Here is a 16,593-nt window from a genome sequence, read left to right on the forward strand (position 1 = left end):
ATGTATATGCCTGTACGAAAAAAATAGAACAGGTAGGGCAAGAGAAAAATACTTTTACCAATGATCGTCTATTTTTCTCGTTTACGCATAGTTATTTAAAGATAGTAGAAGAGAGGTGAATACGTATGATCAAATTACAAGGAGTTATTCCAGCGGTAAGAAACATGAAGGATTTTGATCGAATTCTTAACAGTAAACAAAAATATATTATTCTCTTAGAAACTCGACTTTCACTTCTTCGTCATGCGGTTAAATACGCGCAAAAAATGGATAAGCAGGTGTTGGTACACGCAGATTTAATTCAAGGACTAAAATCAGATGAGTTTGGCATTGAATTTCTTTTAAGGGATATTAAAGTTGATGGGTTAATATCTACAAGGTCCAATGTCATTTCTCATGCAAAAAAAAATAAAGTGACTTCAATCCAACGATTATTTGCTTTAGACAGTCAAGCACTTGAACATAATATTAAAATCATTAACACATTAAAACCAGATTATATTGAAATATTACCTGGTGTTGTTCCGGAAATTTTAGAAGAGGTTTATGAAAAAACAGGGATTCCTATCATTGCTGGCGGTTTGATCCGAACAAAACAGGATGTTGAAAATGCATTGAATAAGGGTGCAAAAGCGATTACTACTTCTTTCGTCCATTTGTGGGAATTGTAAAAAATATTTATAAAAAAACGGATTGACATCGTTGTGAATTCAGACTATTCTGTAACTACAAGTTAAAATGTGATGGAGAAACTGGAGATCCACGTTTACGAAATGATATTTATCAAATGATAAATATGATTTTTGTTGATGTGGGTCTTTTTGTCGTCATTTTAACTTGTTTTGTAAGCGTTTCTAAATAAATTTTTAGGGGGGAAGGAGTATGTCCGAATTTCTTGCTGAAATGATTGGAACAATGATTCTAATTATTTTTGGTGGTGGTGTGGTAGGCGGAGTAGTCCTTAAAAAGACAAAAGCAGAGGGTGCCGGTTGGATTGTCATAACGATTGGATGGGGATTAGCGGTAACGATGGGGGTCTATGCAGTTGGCAGCATTTCAGGAGCACATCTCAATCCGGCCGTTACGCTTGGTTTCGCATCGATCGGTGAATTTCCGTGGGAAAAGGTTCCTCTTTATATGACGGCCCAAGTGATTGGAGGATTTCTTGGTGGTGTAATTGTCTTTTTTCAATACTTGCCACATTGGAGAGCAACGAAGGATCCTAGCGATAAGTTAGCCGTTTTCTCAACCGGTCCTGCAATTCGCAGTACACTTTCGAACCTTGTGAGTGAAATGATTGGTACATTTGTCCTTATTATGGGGTTATTGTTTATCGGAGCAAATGAATTTACAGAAGGATTAAATCCTGCCATTGTCGGTTTATTAATTACAGCGATTGGTTTATCATTAGGGGCAACAACAGGTTATGCGATTAATCCTGCACGTGACCTGGGTCCAAGAATTGCCCATGCATTGCTGCCGATCATCGGCAAGGGGAGCTCTGATTGGGGATATTCATGGATTCCGATTGTCGGTCCGTTATTAGGCGGAACATATGGGGCATTATTTTATAAAGCGATTTTTAAAGGTGATTATTCAGTAACATTCTGGATTGTCAGTATCGTCGTTGTTGTCGTTTTAATTGCTGCTCTTAATAGTGAATTGAAAAAAAGACATGCTTCTGAAGAAGCCGTATAGGGGGAATAGCGATGAGTCAATATATTTTAGCATTAGATCAAGGAACAACGAGTTCAAGAGCGATTCTTTTTAACCATGAAGGGGAAATTGTTGAGACTGCACAGAGAGAGTTTGAACAGTTTTTTCCGAAGCCGGGGTGGGTTGAGCATGATGCGAATGAAATTTGGACATCTGTACTTGCTTGTATTGCAGAGGTGATAAGAAAATCCGATATTGAACCTGATCAGGTTGCGGGAATTGGGATTACGAATCAGCGGGAAACAGCGGTTGTTTGGGATAAACATACTGGTAAGCCAGTGTATAAAGCGATTGTCTGGCAATCAAGACAAACGGATGATATTTGTAAGGAGCTTCGCGAAAAGGGCTACAATGATTTATTTAGGGACAAAACCGGATTGCTTATTGACGCCTACTTCTCAGGTACAAAAGTAAAATGGATACTTGATCATGTTGAAGGGGCAAGGGAGAGAGCTGAAAAGGGTGAGTTGTTGTTTGGAACGATTGATACGTGGCTTGTGTATAAGCTTTCAGGTGGAAAGAAACATGTAACAGACTATTCCAATGCATCGCGAACATTGATGTACAATATTTACGATTTAAAATGGGATGATGAATTATTAGAAATTCTTAATGTCCCGAAAAGCATGCTTCCGGAAGTAAGACCTTCCTCAGAAATTTACGGGAAAACAGCTTCTTATCATTTCTTTGGTCATGAAATACCAATTGCGGGAATTGCCGGCGATCAGCAAGCGGCCTTATTCGGGCAGGCGTGTTTTGAAACGGGAATGGCGAAGAACACGTACGGAACCGGCTGTTTCATGCTTATGAACACAGGTGAAAAAGGTGTTAAATCTGAAAATGGATTATTAACGACACTTGCCTGGGGTGTGGATGGAAAAGTTGAATATGCACTTGAGGGAAGTATTTTTGTTGCAGGATCGGCCATTCAATGGCTGCGAGATGGACTAAAAATGTTCGAAAACGCACCTGACAGTGAAGCGTATGCGACTAAGGTGGAATCAACTGATGGTGTATATATGGTACCAGCTTTTGTTGGATTGGGAACACCGTATTGGGATAGTGATGCCCGAGGTGCAGTGTTTGGGCTTACACGCGGAACAACGAAGGAACACTTTATCCGTGCCACTTTAGAATCATTAGCTTATCAAACAAAGGATGTTTTGGATGCGATGATTTCAGACTCAGGAATTGATTTGAAAACATTACGAGTAGATGGGGGTGCGGTAAGGAACAATTTCCTTATGCAATTTCAAAGCGATATTCTCGGTGTACCTGTTGACCGTCCGGTTGTCAGTGAAACAACTGCTCTCGGAGCCGCCTATCTCGCAGGCCTTGCAGTCGGGTACTGGAAAGACAAAGAGGAAATTGCTAAGCAATGGAAAATTGACCGTACATTTACAAACCAATTAGATGAAGAAACAAGTGCTCAGTTGTATGAAGGCTGGCAAAAAGCAGTGGCAGCAACAAGAGCATTCAAATAAGAAAACATGCACAACACAAGCTTAATAACGGCACAGTCCTTGCCATATCTTACCTTATATCATCTCTAGAAAAAGACGACCGCACACATCAAAGATTCTACACAAATCCACGATGCTATGCGGTCGTCTTAATAAATAAATAAATAAACGGATTTTCTATTCGGAATATTTGAATAAATATTCAAAAAATGTATAAATGGTGCCTGACACCAAAGGAGACATGGATATGAAGAAGATTATTAATGATGCGAATGAGGTTGTGCAGGATATGTTGGATGGGTTGATTGCGGCGTTTCCAAATCAGTTGAAGCTGGTGGAGGGAACGACGGTAATAGCGAGGAAAAATGCACCGATACTGAATAAAGTGGGGGTTATTAGTGGGGGTGGCAGCGGGCATGAGCCAGCCCATGCAGGATATATTGGGAAGGGGATGCTTGACGCTGCAATTGCTGGTGAAGTGTTTACCTCGCCAACACCTGATCAAGTATATGAGGCGATTAAAGCGGTCGACGGTGGTGCGGGGGTGTTCATGGTCATAAAAAACTACACGGGTGATGTGTTGAATTTTGAAATGGCAGCGGAGCTTGCGGAAGCTGACGGAATCCAGGTAGCGCAGGTAATTGTTAATGATGATGTCGCCGTAGAGGATAGCTCATTTACAACCGGACGCCGGGGGATTGCCGGAACTGTATTCGTTCATAAAATTGCTGGTGCGAAAGCAGAATCAGGAGCGACATTACAGGAAGTACAAGCAATTGCCGAAAAAGTGGTAAATAATGTTCGATCGATGGGGATGGCGTTAAGTCCTTGCACTGTTCCAGCCGCCGGATTGCCAAGTTTCGAACTCGAAGAAAATGAAATGGAAATAGGTATGGGGATTCACGGGGAACCAGGAACGGAGAAAAAGGAAATAGCAAGTGCAAACGAAATTGCAGAAGAGTTGACGAATAAAATACTGGACGATATGCAGTTAAATAGTGGGGATGAAGTGGCAGTAATGATCAATGGTTTAGGTTCAACACCGGAAATGGAGCTGTTTATCGTAAATGGCAAAGTCCATCAAATATTATCCGGTAAAGGGATCAAAGTATACGAAACGTTTGTAGGTGAATATATGACTTCTTTAGAGATGGCTGGTTGCTCAGTTACACTTTTAAAACTCGATGAGGAGCTTAAACAATTATTAGCTGCTGAATCACTGGCACCTGCATTCCGCAAATAAATAAAGGATGTGTCCCGATGAATCTAACTGTTGATAAAACGTTAAAATGGATGACAAGGGTAAATGAAAAAATTCAGGCCAATAAAGCGTATTTAACTTCTCTCGATCAAGCAATTGGTGACGGTGATCATGGAATTAATATGTCCAGAGGGTTTCAAGAAGTTGTAAAAAAGCTTTCCAGTAGCCACTATGAAACAGTTTCTGATTGTTTCAAAGATGTGGCGATGACGTTAATGTCAAAAGTTGGCGGTGCCTCAGGCCCAATTTTTGGTACGGCATTTTTGAAAATGTCGATGTCCGTAAAAGGAAAGGAATCAATTAATCAAGAAGAGTTTACTAGAGCCATCGACGATGCGATAAATGGGATCATTCAACGAGGAAAAGCGAGTGAAGGCGATAAAACACTTCTCGATGTGTGGATGCCCATTTTAAGACTTCTCATAGAAAACGGTAATGTTGATTGGAATGATGTAGAAAATACGGCTAAGCATGCAATGGAAGAAACGAAGGAAAGAATGGCGAAAAAGGGACGGGCGGCGTATCTAAAAGAGCGCTCTATCGGACATATTGATCCGGGATCAGCATCCTCTTACTATCTATTTCAATCGCTCGCGGAAGTCATGACAGAAGGAGATAAAAATGAATAATGTTGGCATTGTCCTCATCTCCCACAGTCCAAAAATTGTTGAGGGCATTAAAGATATTCTTACACAAGTAGTGAATAATGTTCCAATAGGAGTGGCCGGGGGAACAGTTGAAAATGAAATAGGTACGAGTATTGAAAAAATAGTAGCAGCAATCAATCAAGTTCATAATGAAAATGGGGTCATTCTTCTATACGATCTAGGAAGTGCCATGATGAATGCAGAACTAGCTTTTGAGCTGACAGGCTATAAAAATATAAAAATAGCGGAAAATATTCCATTGGTAGAAGGAGCCTATATAGCTGCCGTCGAATCCAGTATGGGAAATGACATCGAAAAAATCATCCGAAGTTTACGCGAGTCCTTTTAAAGGATTGAGTTTCTAAACAAAGCACAGAGTGGATTGGAGCGGAAGGCACTTGACTCCTGCGGGATGTAGAGGAAAGGTCGAGACCCCGCAGGCGCGGTAGCGCTGAGGAGGCTCGACTTCCTCCCCGCGGAAAGCAAGTGCCTGCAGCGGAAAGGAACGGTTTAATACGAAAACAGCTTTTATAAAACAAAATCCCGGTCTTAAAAAAGACCGGGTATATAAAAAAGGAGGTTCACTAGACTTTCTTAGGGGGGAAGAGTCTAGGTTTAAGGATTAAGCATTGCTTGTCCTTGGTAAATACATCATAAAATAATTTTCCTACATCTGAATGAAAGGAAGATGAAAAATTAATGAGAAACAAAATTGTCACAAAGTATTATAATTCTTTTACGTACTCTTGAACAATTTGGTTTAATACTTCAATCTGTTCTTTCCATCGTTTTGAAGGATAATCTTTCATCGTAAAGAGTATGCTTTCAATTAAAAATATTTTCGGCTTTCTTGATATAAATAACTCTTCTTGAACGAAGTCTAACGAATCCCTATATTTCCCTCTCATTTCGTCGTCCTCAATCACTTCCAACAGTTCCTTTAAATATTTGATCTGCTGACGGACACGCTCTTTATATCCTCTTTTTTTCTCTGAAAACCCTGGAAGCCACTGTTCAATGATTTCGGGGTCCAGCAATTGTGCATTTGAATTCGATACATCTTCCACGATTTTCTTCAACCGTTCTACACTATAGCGGATAACCTGTAAGGTAGATGCATTAGAGTAAAACTTCGCCAAATAATTATAATGAAAATTATGATGGAGAATTCCGGTAAACATAACGGCACAATCCAACAAATAAGGCTTTTTGTCCTCACCGAAAATATCAATTAACCGTTCATTCATCCAAACAAGATTGACATATTGTGTACGTTTAAAGAATTGCTTTAAATCTTCGTCCTTTGAAACGGTAACTTCTTCAAAAAGAGAAATCAGTTTATCACGTTTATTCGTTTCCATTTGTAATTCAATTTGTTTAATAAAAATTTCAATATCCGACCGATTTTGACCAATTAGTAATTTTTCTCTTTTTTTTTCAAGTTCATTATATGAATCCGTGAAGATCTCGAGTAACAGTTCATTTTTCGAAGAAAAATAATTATAGAATGTTCCTTTTGAAATATTACTACCTTCTAAAATATCTTGAATAGAGGTTGCTTGAAACCCTTTATGGATAAATAATTGATGGGCTACATTCATCACATGCTGTTTTCGATTTTTCATTTTTATCACCTAAATTTAAAGTTATACTCAATGTCTAAATGTATACTAACTTAAATTACCTTATTGTACAAACTTATATATATTAAACATTTTTGAGTAACAAGGCATGGAATGAAAGTATAAAAAGTTAGTAAGATTATTTCCAAAAGGAGGATATTGAGGAGGATGTTAAAAACTAAACACGAAACAAATTCATTTTATAAAGAGGGGTTGTCACTATTATAGATAACCCCTACTTACTTGTATCTCCTAATTGAATCATAATAGGTATGTAAGGTTGTGTTATGGTTGGTATTGTTATTTCAACGGTTGTCCCTTTATTAAGTTCGCTGGAAATATGAAAGGTTCCGTTGTGGCTTTCGATGATTCTTATGCATGTCATTAGTCCCAGTCCTGTCCCTTTTTCCTTCGTTGTATAAAAAGGCTCTCCTAATGTAGAAATGCGATCTGAAGGAATACCAGTCCCTTGGTCGATAATACAAATGGAGAGCTTCCCTTTTTTCTTTTCTTGTACTTTAATTTCAATAATCCCACCATTCGGCATCGCTTCGATTGAATTTTTTAATATATTGATAAATACTTGCTTCATTTGGGTTTCCTCGCAGGATATTGAAGGTATATGCTCATCCATTTCAACTTTTATTTGGACATTATTTAACATTAATTGTGAATTGATTAGGGTAACGACATCTTTGATTAACTTTTTTACGTCAATTTCTTTAAAAACAACAACAGAAGGCTTAGCTAAAACAAGGAATTCACCTAAAATAATATTTATTCTTTCTAGTTCATTTAGTACGAGATCATAATATTCCTTTTGTTTTGTATTTGATCGGAATAATTGAATGAAACCTTTAATAGAAGTAAGTGGATTACGAATTTCGTGTGCAATTCCGGCCGCCATTTGTCCAACAAGTGCCAGCTTTTCCGATTTTTGAAGGAGAGAATCGGTTTGTTTTTTTTGATCTGTTACATCCTTACCAATCGTTAAAATGACATCTTTTCCTTCATATCGCGATAATACTGACGTTGCATCAAAAAATATCGATTGCCCATCAAATCGAGTCAATTTGTATTCAATGTTAGGAAGTGGTTGTCTTTCTTTTTTTATTTGATGCAATCTTTCATTAACCCTATCAGTATATTCCTTACTAATAAAGTCGATTATTGATTTTGAGATGATTTGATGTTTTGATCTAGCATTTACCATTGAAATCGCCGCTTCATTTACGTAAATAATAATTTTATTGTCATGAATGATAATCGGATTTGGTAACCAATCAATTAATTTTCTATAACCATCTTCATTTTCTTTTTTTTTCTTTGCAAAGTATTGAAGCTTATCATATTGCCAGCCAACAAACCAGGCAATAACTGTCGCAATGGTAGCGTCAATGATGTCACTAAAATGAAAGGTTTGTTTAATGACAGCTTGGCCAACGGAAAATAGGATTGAAATAGAAATTAAAACAATTTGTGCAGTTTTTTTCATTCGAGTCCCTCTCCTATTGTTTATATAAGACTATAATACCACTACTGGTTGTAATTTTATAAATATTCGAAAAATAATTTTGAAAAATGCGTGAAAAGATGTCGAAAAATAGCAATAATTGTTGATAAAAGATAAGGACAGATATAAAATGTATATTAGCAAAATTTTAAAACACTGATTTTACGATAATGGCAAACCTTGCGAAAGTGAGGGACGCAAAGCTACGGGTCTAAGGTTCCAAGGAATGATGATCGCCGGGCCACCGAATAGTCATACTTATTGAATGTCTTATTTGACTATTTCTTCATTTAGGAATAGTTTTTTTATTTCTATTCTTATTAATTTCACTAGGAATGGGGGGATTATAATGCAAAAACCGTCAATTAACATTGACACACATACGGATTACTCAAATGTACGAATTAGTTTAAATCAATTAATAGGGTTGTTAAAAATGTATATTTCCCCATTATCAGGACTAAAAATTAGAACAAAAGAGGGGGAATTACGCGAGGTAAATACCGAAACAATTATAAATGTTTTGGTCACTCATCTCAGCCGTACACAATTACTAGAGCTCTTGCATATGTTTCAAATCATCAAAAAGCGGAAATCAAATATTAAACATTATTTTGAATATATTTTGCAAGGAATTGCTTATAAAGATAAGCAACGTTAAAAAGAAGTTCCCTGAACAAGGCAGGGAAAGAGTTAGTTTTTATATCCATCAACAACAAGATCTAATTTTCCTGTTTCCGGATCAATAACTAAACCGTGTACGGGAATGTCATTTGATAATAAAGGATGTTGTTTAATCATTTTAACACTATGTTCTACACTTTCTTCTACATGATCAAATCCTTGGAACCATTCATCTAAATTAATCCCAGAATACTTAATCGTTTCCAGTGTTTTTTCGTCAATGCCTCTTTGTTTAATTTTTTCTAACATGGAGGCACTCTCGATTGCGCTCATTCCACAATCATGATGTCCAATAACTAATATTTCGTCAGCCTGGAGTTCATAAACAGCAATCAATAGACTTTTCATAATACTTCCAAAAGGGTGAGAGACGATCGCCCCAGCATTTTTTACGATTTTTACATCCCCGTTTTTCGTATTGGTCGCTTTATGTAAAAGTTCAACTAGTCTAGTATCCATACAAGTTAAAATGACCAATCGTTTATCAGGAAATTTCGTCGTTGAAAAATCTTCATATTTTTTTTGAGAAACAAAGTCCTCGTTATAGCTTAGAATTTCAGACAATAATGTCATGATATCACCTCTAATTAGAATGTGAATGTTCAAGTTTTATTTATTAAACAATCTCCACTTTTTATTTTAATGCAAATCCTTTCTTTTGAAAAATTTTTTTGAAATAGCAAAAGTCCCGTTCAAGTGAAAACGACCACTATGATGGATATTGCCCATTTTTTATTCAAGTAATTGCACTTTCACCTATTCCGTGCTAAAGTTAATTCATAGTTAATTTATAGGAAATGAGGGGATTAAGTTTGGGCAGAGAATTTAATGAGCTTTTTGATGAATGGTCCCTTTCTTATGACAATACAGTTTCCGGAAATGATCCGGAATATGAAGATGTGTTTATTCATTATGATGAAATATTAACGAAAGTCGCTGAACATTCTTCCGGAACCGTTGTTGAGTTTGGTGTGGGAACCGGAAATTTAACGGCGAAGTTATTAAATAGAGGATTAAATGTTTATGGTATGGAGCCTTCTGAAGGCATGCGAAAAATTGCTCGAAAAAAAATACCGTTTGTAAAGATTATGGATGGAGACTTTCTAGAGTTTCCAAAGATTCCGGAGCCGATCGATACTTTTGTGAGTACGTATGCTTTCCATCACTTAACAGATGAGGAGAAAGCGAAAGCGATTAAAAAATATAGTACGTTATTAAATAAGGGTGGACGAATTGTTTTTGCCGATACCGTATTTGCAACTTTGGATGCCAAAGATGAAATGATTCGGGATGCGAAGCGAAAAAATTTCAACCGCTTAGCGGAGGATTTGGAACGAGAGTATTATACAACCATCTCAGTTTTACAAGATATTTTTAATCAAAATGGCTTTTCCGTTTCATTCACGAAATTGAATCCATTTGTTTGGTTGATTGATGCTGAAAAAGTAGATTCATAGATACGATTAGCTAAAAAGAGGGATAGGCAATGGAATATGCAAAGCATGTTAGTGAATTGATTGGAAATACACCGTTAGTTGAAATTACATCTTATTCACTTCCAAAGGGTGTTCGTTTATTTGCGAAACTGGAATATTTTAATCCAGGAGGCAGTGTCAAAGATCGTTTAGGTCAATATTTAGTGAAACGAGCATTAGAAGAAGGGAAGCTGCAGGAGGGTGGAACCATTATTGAGCCGACAGCTGGTAATACGGGGGTCGGCCTAGCATTGGCTGCTATTAAGTTTGGGGTAAAGGCGATTTTCGTTACACCAGAAAAGTTTAGCATTGAAAAGCAAACACTCATGCGGGCACTTGGTGCAACGGTAGTAAATACGCCTACAGAATTGGGAATGCAAGGTGCAATTGAGAAGGCTAAGGAACTTTTAAAAGAAATTCCTAATTCCTATTACCCTGGACAATTTCAAAATTTCGCGAATCCGGATACGTATTATGAAAGTTTAGGACCGGAGATTTACGATGCTCTTGATGGGAAGATTGATGTGTTCGTGGCGGGTGCAGGTTCCGGTGGTACGTTCATGGGAACTTCCCGCTTTTTAAAAGAAAAACTCCCTAATATTAAAACAGTTGTTGTTGAGCCAGAAGGTTCCATTTTAAATGGTGGTGAGTCTGGATCACATCGGACAGAAGGGATAGGAATGGAATTTTTGCCGCCATTTATTGATCGGGAGTATTTCGATGAGATTCATACGATCCCGGATGAGGATGCGTTTTTTCGCCTAGCAGAGATTGCGCGAAAAGAGGGGCTTCTAGTGGGGAGTTCTTCGGGGGCTGCTTTAGAAGCATGCTTAAGAGAAGCAAGGCAAGCAAAACCTGGCACGAATATTGTGACCATTTTTCCAGATAGCAGTGAACGATATATAAGCAGCGGGATTTATCAATTCAATGAAAGGTGAGAAAAAAGATGAAGAAAAAAACAAAGTTTATTCATGGCGGCATTAGTCGTGATCCATATACAGGAGCTGTTTCAACTCCTATCTATCAAGTAAGTACGTACAAACAAGAGGGAGTCGGGAATTTTAAATATGAATATTCAAGAACGGGAAATCCAACTCGTGAATCATTGGAAAAACTGATTGCAGATATTGAAAATGGAACGCGCGGCTTTGCCTTCGGATCTGGGATGGCTGCGATTACTGCTGTGATGAATTTATTCTCATCAGGCGATCATATTATTGCAACAGATGATGTGTACGGCGGGACGTTCCGTGTGATGACAAAGGTATTAAATCGTTTCAATCTTGAAGTCACTTTTGTCGATACAAGTGACTTAGAGGCAGTGAAAAATGCCGTCCAACCAAATACGAAGGCAATTTACGTTGAAACGCCAACAAATCCGTTGTTGAAAATTACTGATATTCGTGCGGTGAATGAGATTGCAAAGGAGAAAGGACTAAAACTGATTGTCGACAATACCTTTAGCACTCCTTACTGGCAAAATCCATTGGATTTAGGTGCAGATATCGTCCTTCATAGTGCAACGAAATATCTTGGCGGACATAGTGATGTCGTTGCTGGTTTAGTTGTTGTTAATGATGAAAAATTGGGTGAGGATGTTCATTTTATTCAAAACTCAACAGGCGGTGTTCTTGGTCCGCAAGATAGTTGGTTATTAATTCGTGGGATTAAAACATTAGGAATTCGCATGGAGGAAATTGAAAAAAATACGTTGGATGTCGTGAAATTTCTTAAAGAGCATCCGAAAGTGGAAAAAGTCTTCTTCCCGGGTTTACCTGATCATCCTGGTCATGAAATCCATCGCGCACAAGCAGATGGGTTTGGGGGAATGATTTCCTTTACGGTAGAAAGCCAAGAAAAAGCATTATCTGTATTGAAAAATGTAAAATATTTTACATTAGCAGAAAGCCTTGGTGCGGTTGAAAGTCTTATTTCGATCCCATCATTAATGACACATGCGTCGATTCCTCGGGAGCGTCGTTTAGAGCTTGGAATTGAGGATGGATTAATAAGAATATCAGTAGGGATTGAAGATATCGAGGATCTCATCGAAGACTTAGGGCAGGCACTAGATTCTAAATAATTGCCTATTGACGGATATGACCATTTTTTATATGCTAAAAATTGTACAAATTCATACCCGTACATACGGGAGAGGTTCATAGCTGAAACCCTCTATAAAAAACTATGGATTCATGTCATTTAAAGCCATGTCCATATCAGGATATGGCTTTTCTTTTTGACCATTTATTATAGTAGCTATGAAAAACGTGAACCTCTCTTAAATGTACGAAACATTTAAAGGAGGTTTTTTTATGTCCGGAAGAAAAAAAGAAGAAGGACTAAATGATTTAACATTACTAGGGAATCAAGGAACGAAATATGCATTCGAATATGCTCCACAAATCTTGGAATCGGTTGATAACTTGCATGTGGATCGTGATTATTTTGTGAAATTTAATTGTCCGGAGTTCTCTTCACTATGCCCAATCACACACCAACCCGACTATGCAACCATGTATATCAGCTACATCCCTGATAAAAAAATCGTAGAAAGTAAGTCTTTAAAGTTGTATTTATTTAGTTTCAGAAATCATGGGGATTTTCATGAGGATTGTGTAAACATTATCATGAATGATCTTATCAAGTTACTAGACCCGCGTTATATTGAAGTTTGGGGGAAATTTACGCCACGCGGCGGGATATCGATTGATCCGTATTGTAATTATGGAAAAAAGGGAACTAAATTTGAGGATATGGCAGCATATCGTCTGATGAACCATGATATGTATCCTGAAACAGTAGATAATCGATAAGGAAGGAATCAAGCGACTATGCTGTTATATTTAAATGGAATATTTGTAGGTTTATTAATTTTATCTAATATTGTCGCGGTAAAATTATTTAGCATTGGTGATTGGGCAGTGTTGCCTGCTGCTGTCATCATTTACATTTTTACGTATCCGATTGTGGATACGATTGTTGAAGTGTATGGAAAGGATGCGGGACGTAAAACGGTAAAGGCAGGCTTAATGACACAAATGCTCGCCATTATTTTTATTACGATTACGATTTATTTGCCGTCTGCACCATTTTTTGAGCATCAAACAGAATATCGAACAATTTTAAGCGGCAGCTTTCGGGTCATTATCGCAAGTCTTGTTTCTTACGCCGTTAGTCAGAATCTGGATGTATTTGTTTTTAATAAACTGAAGCAAAAACATGGAGTGAAAAAGCTCTGGCTTCGAAACAATGCCTCGACTATGCTTAGTCAATTAGTGGATACAACGATTTTCATTTCAATCGCCTTTTTTGGCACAATGCCTGTTGCTGCATTAGCAACACTTGTCTTTACACAATACGTATTTAAATTTCTTGCTTCCATAGTTGCCACACCATTTGTTTATTTATTGGTAAAAATTATTCGGAAAAATAAAATAAACTCCATTTCGAAAGAAATAGAATATTTGTCCTAGTCTAAATTATGGTACAATAGATGTATGTCGATGCAGAGGACATTCTCTGCATCGAAGAGTTTTGTCTACATACACTTTCTTCACTCGTAAACTTTTTGAAATATTTTTGAAACCTTCTTAATCTTTTATCCGTAAATAAATCATAAAGAAAATTTGAAGGGTGTGATCATCATTCATCGTTTTCACAATTACACGTAAAGGATTTGGTGCGAATGACCATTTTCGGAACATCAATTGAAACGATTTATTTAGTTCTCCTAATTGTTGCGGGGAGTCTTACGATTCTTTATATCCTGTTTGGGGATATTTTCCACGGAATCGGGGAGGCACTCAGTTTTTTACATCCAACATTAGTGTTATCTTTTATCACCTTTTTTTCCGCATCCGGCTATATTTTTGAGCGCGTAACCTCATTATCTAGCATTCTTATTATGGCCATTTCGGCAATTATTGCAATTATACTCGTCACACTATTAAATGTATTTGTCCTTATTCCACTATCTTCTGCGGAAGAATCACTTAGCTACACTGAAGAATCTTTAAAGGGACGGGTAGGGAAATTAATCATTTCGATTCCACAAGACGGATATGGTGAAATAGTCATTGACAGCAAAAGCGGAATGATTTCTAAACCCGCTGCCAGCTACGAAAATCATGCAATTGAAGAAGGCAAACAGGTGTTAATCATCGAAGTAAAAGATGGGGTTCTTTATGTCGTTCCATATGAAAATAATCGACTATATAATGAAGACCTCGAAAAAATAGAAACGATATAATTTTTGTTAGGGGGAGAAGCTATGCTTGAAGGCGTAGGACTATGGGTTATCATTGGGATCGTTGCATTTTTGATTATTGCATTAATTGGTGTATTCATTACAAAATATCGAACAGCGGGCCCTGATGAAGCATTAATCGTAACAGGTAGCTATTTAGGTGGACGCAATGTTCATACAGATGAATCAGGTAACAAAATAAAAATCATTCGAGGTGGAGGTACATTTGTACTTCCTGTATTCCAACAAGCACAACCATTAAGCTTACTATCTAGTAAACTCGAAGTAACAACGCCTGAAGTGTATACCGAGCAAGGTGTGCCAGTCATGGCTGATGGTACGGCAATTATCAAAATTGGCGGATCCATTGGTGAAATAGCTACAGCAGCTGAACAATTTTTAGGAAAAACAAAACAAGACCGTGAGAACGAAGCGAAAGAAGTATTGGAAGGTCATCTTCGTTCAATTCTTGGTTCGATGACAGTTGAAGAAATTTATAAAAATCGTGATAAATTTTCTCAAGAAGTTCAACGTGTCGCATCACAAGATTTAGCCAAAATGGGATTGATTATTGTCTCGTTCACGATTAAAGAAGTTCGCGACAAAAATGGATACTTAGATTCTTTAGGGAAACCAAGAATTGCTCAGGTGAAACGTGATGCCGATATCGCAACGGCGGAAGCAGATAAAGAAACAAGAATTAAGCGGGCAGAAGCTGCAAAGGATGCTCAAAAAGCAGAACTCGAACGTGCAACTGAAATTGCGGAAGCAGAAAAAGTCAATCAGTTAAAAATTGCTGAATTCCGCCGTGAACAAGATATTGCGAGAGCGAAAGCCGACCAAGCATATGATTTAGAAACGGCTCGTGCGAAACAAGACGTAACCGAACAAGAAATGCAAATCAAAATCATCGAGCGTCAAAAACAAATTGAATTGGAAGAAAAAGAAATACTTCGTCGTGAACGTCAATACGATTCAGAGGTTAAGAAAAAAGCCGATGCCGACCGTTATGCAGTCGAACAGGCAGCGGTTGCAAATAAAGCGAAACAAATCGCCGAAGCAGATGCGAATAAATATCGAATTGAATCAATGGCAAAAGCAGAAGCGGAACGAGTCCGTGTAGACGGTCTTGCAAAAGCAGATGCACAAAGGGCGCAAGGGGAATCTGAAGCTGAAATTATCCGTTTAAAAGGTCTCGCGGAAGCAGAAGCGAAGAGAAAAATCGCCGAAGCGTTCGAAATGTTCGGTCAAGCGGCTGTTCTCGACATGGTGATGAAAATGCTTCCTGAATACGCGAAACAAGTGGCTAGTCCATTAGCTAACATCGACAAGATTACAGTCGTTGATACAGGCGGAAATGGCAGTGAAGGTGGCGCGAATAAAATTACAGGCTATGCAACAAACTTAATGTCTACTTTACAAGAATCATTAAAAGCATCTTCAGGTATTGATGTAAAAGAATTACTTGAAAACTTATCAGGAAAACACAATATTCGCGGCAGTATCGATCAATTAACGTATGAAATGAAAGAAACAAAAGGTCAGCTCGCAGCTGATAAAGAAGAATAAAGGATAAGAACGAAAAGGAACAACTACTCGATTAGTTGTTCCTTTTCTTGTTGACGGATGTTTTTGTAAATGGAGAAGAAATATCGGAATTCATCAAAAAGAAGACGGTCATACTCTATAAAATCAAAGTCATCAAAGAAGTCTTCTAATACATCGGGATCTGTATTTGATAATATGCCCGAGATTTCAATGGGAGTTTTTAAATGATTATACAGATGCCCATACCCTGAGTAAATAAACATATCCTCGATTTGGTGTTCTAAAATAATAATCACTCACTTTTTGTTTGTTTATGATTTAGTATTACCAATTAACTAGCGGTTAGTGCATTTATTTTGTTAAAGGAATCGGACAGATTATAGGATAGTAAATGAAGATAATAGTATATCCATAT

At 37.5% G+C, this 16,593-nt stretch carries 18 protein-coding genes and 2 riboswitches; of the genes, 14 read left to right on the forward strand and 4 right to left on the reverse strand.

What is annotated here, in order from left to right; all coding sequences use genetic code 11:
- Nucleotides 1–125: 125 nt before the first annotated feature.
- The 6 genes from MKY81_RS08420 (at nucleotide 126) to dhaM (ending at nucleotide 5,436) form a co-directional block, all read left to right on the forward strand.
- Nucleotides 126–671: a glycerol-3-phosphate responsive antiterminator gene (locus tag MKY81_RS08420; RefSeq protein ID WP_108072644.1), complete on the forward strand. Its 546-nt coding sequence runs from the start codon at nucleotides 126–128 to the stop codon at nucleotides 669–671.
- 211 nt (nucleotides 672–882) lie between these two features.
- Nucleotides 883–1,698 (forward strand): MIP/aquaporin family protein, encoded by an 816-nt coding sequence (locus tag MKY81_RS08425; protein ID WP_066226585.1) that lies wholly within the window; start codon nucleotides 883–885, stop codon nucleotides 1,696–1,698.
- Between the two features lie 11 nt (nucleotides 1,699–1,709).
- Nucleotides 1,710–3,200: a glycerol kinase GlpK gene (gene glpK, locus MKY81_RS08430; protein ID WP_066226582.1), complete on the forward strand. Its 1,491-nt coding sequence runs from the start codon at nucleotides 1,710–1,712 to the stop codon at nucleotides 3,198–3,200.
- Nucleotides 3,201–3,426: 226 nt separating this feature from the next.
- Entirely contained in the window at nucleotides 3,427–4,422 is a 996-nt protein-coding gene (dhaK, locus tag MKY81_RS08435; RefSeq protein WP_108072642.1) for a dihydroxyacetone kinase subunit DhaK, read from the forward strand.
- Nucleotides 4,423–4,439: 17 nt separating this feature from the next.
- The gene (dhaL, locus tag MKY81_RS08440) at nucleotides 4,440–5,069 is read left to right on the forward strand and encodes a dihydroxyacetone kinase subunit DhaL (protein WP_108072640.1); all 630 of its coding nucleotides are present in this window, start codon (nucleotides 4,440–4,442) and stop codon (nucleotides 5,067–5,069) included.
- Nucleotides 5,062–5,436 carry a dihydroxyacetone kinase phosphoryl donor subunit DhaM gene (gene dhaM / locus MKY81_RS08445; RefSeq protein ID WP_341117534.1) on the forward strand — a complete coding sequence of 125 codons (375 nt, stop codon included), beginning with the start codon at nucleotides 5,062–5,064 and terminating at the stop codon, nucleotides 5,434–5,436. The genes dhaL and dhaM overlap by 8 nt, the downstream gene beginning before the upstream one ends.
- 376 nt (nucleotides 5,437–5,812) lie before the next feature.
- Here dhaM and MKY81_RS08450 read toward each other — a convergent pair whose 3' ends face one another.
- Nucleotides 5,813–6,712 (reverse strand): TetR/AcrR family transcriptional regulator, encoded by a 900-nt coding sequence (locus tag MKY81_RS08450; RefSeq protein WP_066226574.1) that lies wholly within the window; start codon nucleotides 6,710–6,712, stop codon nucleotides 5,813–5,815.
- A gap of 232 nt (nucleotides 6,713–6,944) precedes the next feature.
- Nucleotides 6,945–8,204 (reverse strand): ATP-binding protein, encoded by a 1,260-nt coding sequence (locus tag MKY81_RS08455; protein ID WP_108072636.1) that lies wholly within the window; start codon nucleotides 8,202–8,204, stop codon nucleotides 6,945–6,947.
- Nucleotides 8,205–8,384: 180 nt separating this feature from the next.
- Nucleotides 8,385–8,471: riboswitch (cyclic di-GMP riboswitch) on the forward strand.
- Nucleotides 8,472–8,571: 100 nt separating this feature from the next.
- Here MKY81_RS08455 and MKY81_RS08460 point away from each other — a divergent pair.
- Nucleotides 8,572–8,883 carry a hypothetical protein gene (locus MKY81_RS08460; RefSeq protein WP_341117536.1) on the forward strand — a complete coding sequence of 104 codons (312 nt, stop codon included), beginning with the start codon at nucleotides 8,572–8,574 and terminating at the stop codon, nucleotides 8,881–8,883.
- A 32-nt stretch (nucleotides 8,884–8,915) separates the two neighbouring features.
- On the opposite strand, the gene MKY81_RS08465 is transcribed toward MKY81_RS08460, so the two are convergent.
- On the reverse strand, nucleotides 8,916–9,479 hold the full coding sequence (locus MKY81_RS08465; protein WP_066226570.1) for a beta-class carbonic anhydrase: 564 nt from the start codon (nucleotides 9,477–9,479) through the stop codon (nucleotides 8,916–8,918).
- A 239-nt stretch (nucleotides 9,480–9,718) separates the two neighbouring features.
- Here MKY81_RS08465 and MKY81_RS08470 point away from each other — a divergent pair, with 239 nt between their 5' ends.
- The 7 genes from MKY81_RS08470 to MKY81_RS08500 all read left to right on the forward strand — a co-directional run bounded on the left by MKY81_RS08470 (nucleotide 9,719) and on the right by MKY81_RS08500 (nucleotide 16,199).
- Complete coding sequence (locus tag MKY81_RS08470) at nucleotides 9,719–10,363, forward strand: class I SAM-dependent DNA methyltransferase (protein WP_341117537.1); 645 nt, start codon at nucleotides 9,719–9,721, stop codon at nucleotides 10,361–10,363.
- Between the two features lie 29 nt (nucleotides 10,364–10,392).
- Nucleotides 10,393–11,319, forward strand: a complete 927-nt coding sequence (locus MKY81_RS08475; protein ID WP_341117538.1) for a PLP-dependent cysteine synthase family protein — start codon at nucleotides 10,393–10,395, stop codon at nucleotides 11,317–11,319.
- Nucleotides 11,320–11,327: 8 nt separating this feature from the next.
- A complete protein-coding gene (locus MKY81_RS08480) occupies nucleotides 11,328–12,464 on the forward strand; it encodes a bifunctional cystathionine gamma-lyase/homocysteine desulfhydrase (RefSeq protein ID WP_341117539.1) in 1,137 nt (378 codons plus the stop codon).
- A gap of 65 nt (nucleotides 12,465–12,529) precedes the next feature.
- Nucleotides 12,530–12,576: riboswitch (PreQ1 riboswitch) on the forward strand.
- A gap of 120 nt (nucleotides 12,577–12,696) precedes the next feature.
- Nucleotides 12,697–13,197, forward strand: a complete 501-nt coding sequence (gene queF / locus MKY81_RS08485; RefSeq protein ID WP_341117540.1) for a preQ(1) synthase — start codon at nucleotides 12,697–12,699, stop codon at nucleotides 13,195–13,197.
- 18 nt (nucleotides 13,198–13,215) lie between these two features.
- Nucleotides 13,216–13,857, forward strand: a complete 642-nt coding sequence (locus MKY81_RS08490) for a queuosine precursor transporter (protein WP_341117542.1) — start codon at nucleotides 13,216–13,218, stop codon at nucleotides 13,855–13,857.
- A gap of 212 nt (nucleotides 13,858–14,069) precedes the next feature.
- A complete protein-coding gene (locus MKY81_RS08495) occupies nucleotides 14,070–14,633 on the forward strand; it encodes a hypothetical protein (protein ID WP_165797704.1) in 564 nt (187 codons plus the stop codon).
- A gap of 21 nt (nucleotides 14,634–14,654) precedes the next feature.
- Nucleotides 14,655–16,199 carry a flotillin family protein gene (locus tag MKY81_RS08500; protein ID WP_066226555.1) on the forward strand — a complete coding sequence of 515 codons (1,545 nt, stop codon included), beginning with the start codon at nucleotides 14,655–14,657 and terminating at the stop codon, nucleotides 16,197–16,199.
- Nucleotides 16,200–16,222: 23 nt separating this feature from the next.
- Here the strand turns inward: MKY81_RS08500 and MKY81_RS08505 are convergent, their stop codons facing one another.
- A complete protein-coding gene (locus MKY81_RS08505) occupies nucleotides 16,223–16,474 on the reverse strand; it encodes a hypothetical protein (protein ID WP_084347380.1) in 252 nt (83 codons plus the stop codon).
- Nucleotides 16,475–16,593: the final 119 nt, after the last annotated feature.

Source organism: Heyndrickxia sp. FSL W8-0423 (genome assembly GCF_038009395.1).
Taxonomy (GTDB): Bacteria; Bacillota; Bacilli; order Bacillales; family Bacillaceae_C; genus Heyndrickxia; species Heyndrickxia sporothermodurans.

Bases quoted from the DNA above. Each gene is read 5' to 3' on its own strand.
- MKY81_RS08420 (WP_108072644.1), top strand. From the start codon at position 126: ATGATCAAATTACAAGGAGTTATTCCAGCGGTAAGAAACATGAAGGAT.
- MKY81_RS08425 (WP_066226585.1), top strand. From the start codon at position 883: ATGTCCGAATTTCTTGCTGAAATGATTGGAACAATGATTCTAATTATT.
- glpK (WP_066226582.1), top strand. From the start codon at position 1,710: ATGAGTCAATATATTTTAGCATTAGATCAAGGAACAACGAGTTCAAGA.
- dhaK (WP_108072642.1), top strand. From the start codon at position 3,427: ATGAAGAAGATTATTAATGATGCGAATGAGGTTGTGCAGGATATGTTG.
- dhaL (WP_108072640.1), top strand. From the start codon at position 4,440: ATGAATCTAACTGTTGATAAAACGTTAAAATGGATGACAAGGGTAAAT.
- dhaM (WP_341117534.1), top strand. From the start codon at position 5,062: ATGAATAATGTTGGCATTGTCCTCATCTCCCACAGTCCAAAAATTGTT.
- MKY81_RS08450 (WP_066226574.1), bottom strand. From the start codon at position 6,712: ATGAAAAATCGAAAACAGCATGTGATGAATGTAGCCCATCAATTATTT.
- MKY81_RS08455 (WP_108072636.1), bottom strand. From the start codon at position 8,204: ATGAAAAAAACTGCACAAATTGTTTTAATTTCTATTTCAATCCTATTT.
- MKY81_RS08460 (WP_341117536.1), top strand. From the start codon at position 8,572: ATGCAAAAACCGTCAATTAACATTGACACACATACGGATTACTCAAAT.
- MKY81_RS08465 (WP_066226570.1), bottom strand. From the start codon at position 9,479: ATGACATTATTGTCTGAAATTCTAAGCTATAACGAGGACTTTGTTTCT.
- MKY81_RS08475 (WP_341117538.1), top strand. From the start codon at position 10,393: ATGGAATATGCAAAGCATGTTAGTGAATTGATTGGAAATACACCGTTA.
- MKY81_RS08480 (WP_341117539.1), top strand. From the start codon at position 11,328: ATGAAGAAAAAAACAAAGTTTATTCATGGCGGCATTAGTCGTGATCCA.
- queF (WP_341117540.1), top strand. From the start codon at position 12,697: ATGTCCGGAAGAAAAAAAGAAGAAGGACTAAATGATTTAACATTACTA.
- MKY81_RS08490 (WP_341117542.1), top strand. From the start codon at position 13,216: ATGCTGTTATATTTAAATGGAATATTTGTAGGTTTATTAATTTTATCT.
- MKY81_RS08495 (WP_165797704.1), top strand. From the start codon at position 14,070: ATGACCATTTTCGGAACATCAATTGAAACGATTTATTTAGTTCTCCTA.
- MKY81_RS08500 (WP_066226555.1), top strand. From the start codon at position 14,655: ATGCTTGAAGGCGTAGGACTATGGGTTATCATTGGGATCGTTGCATTT.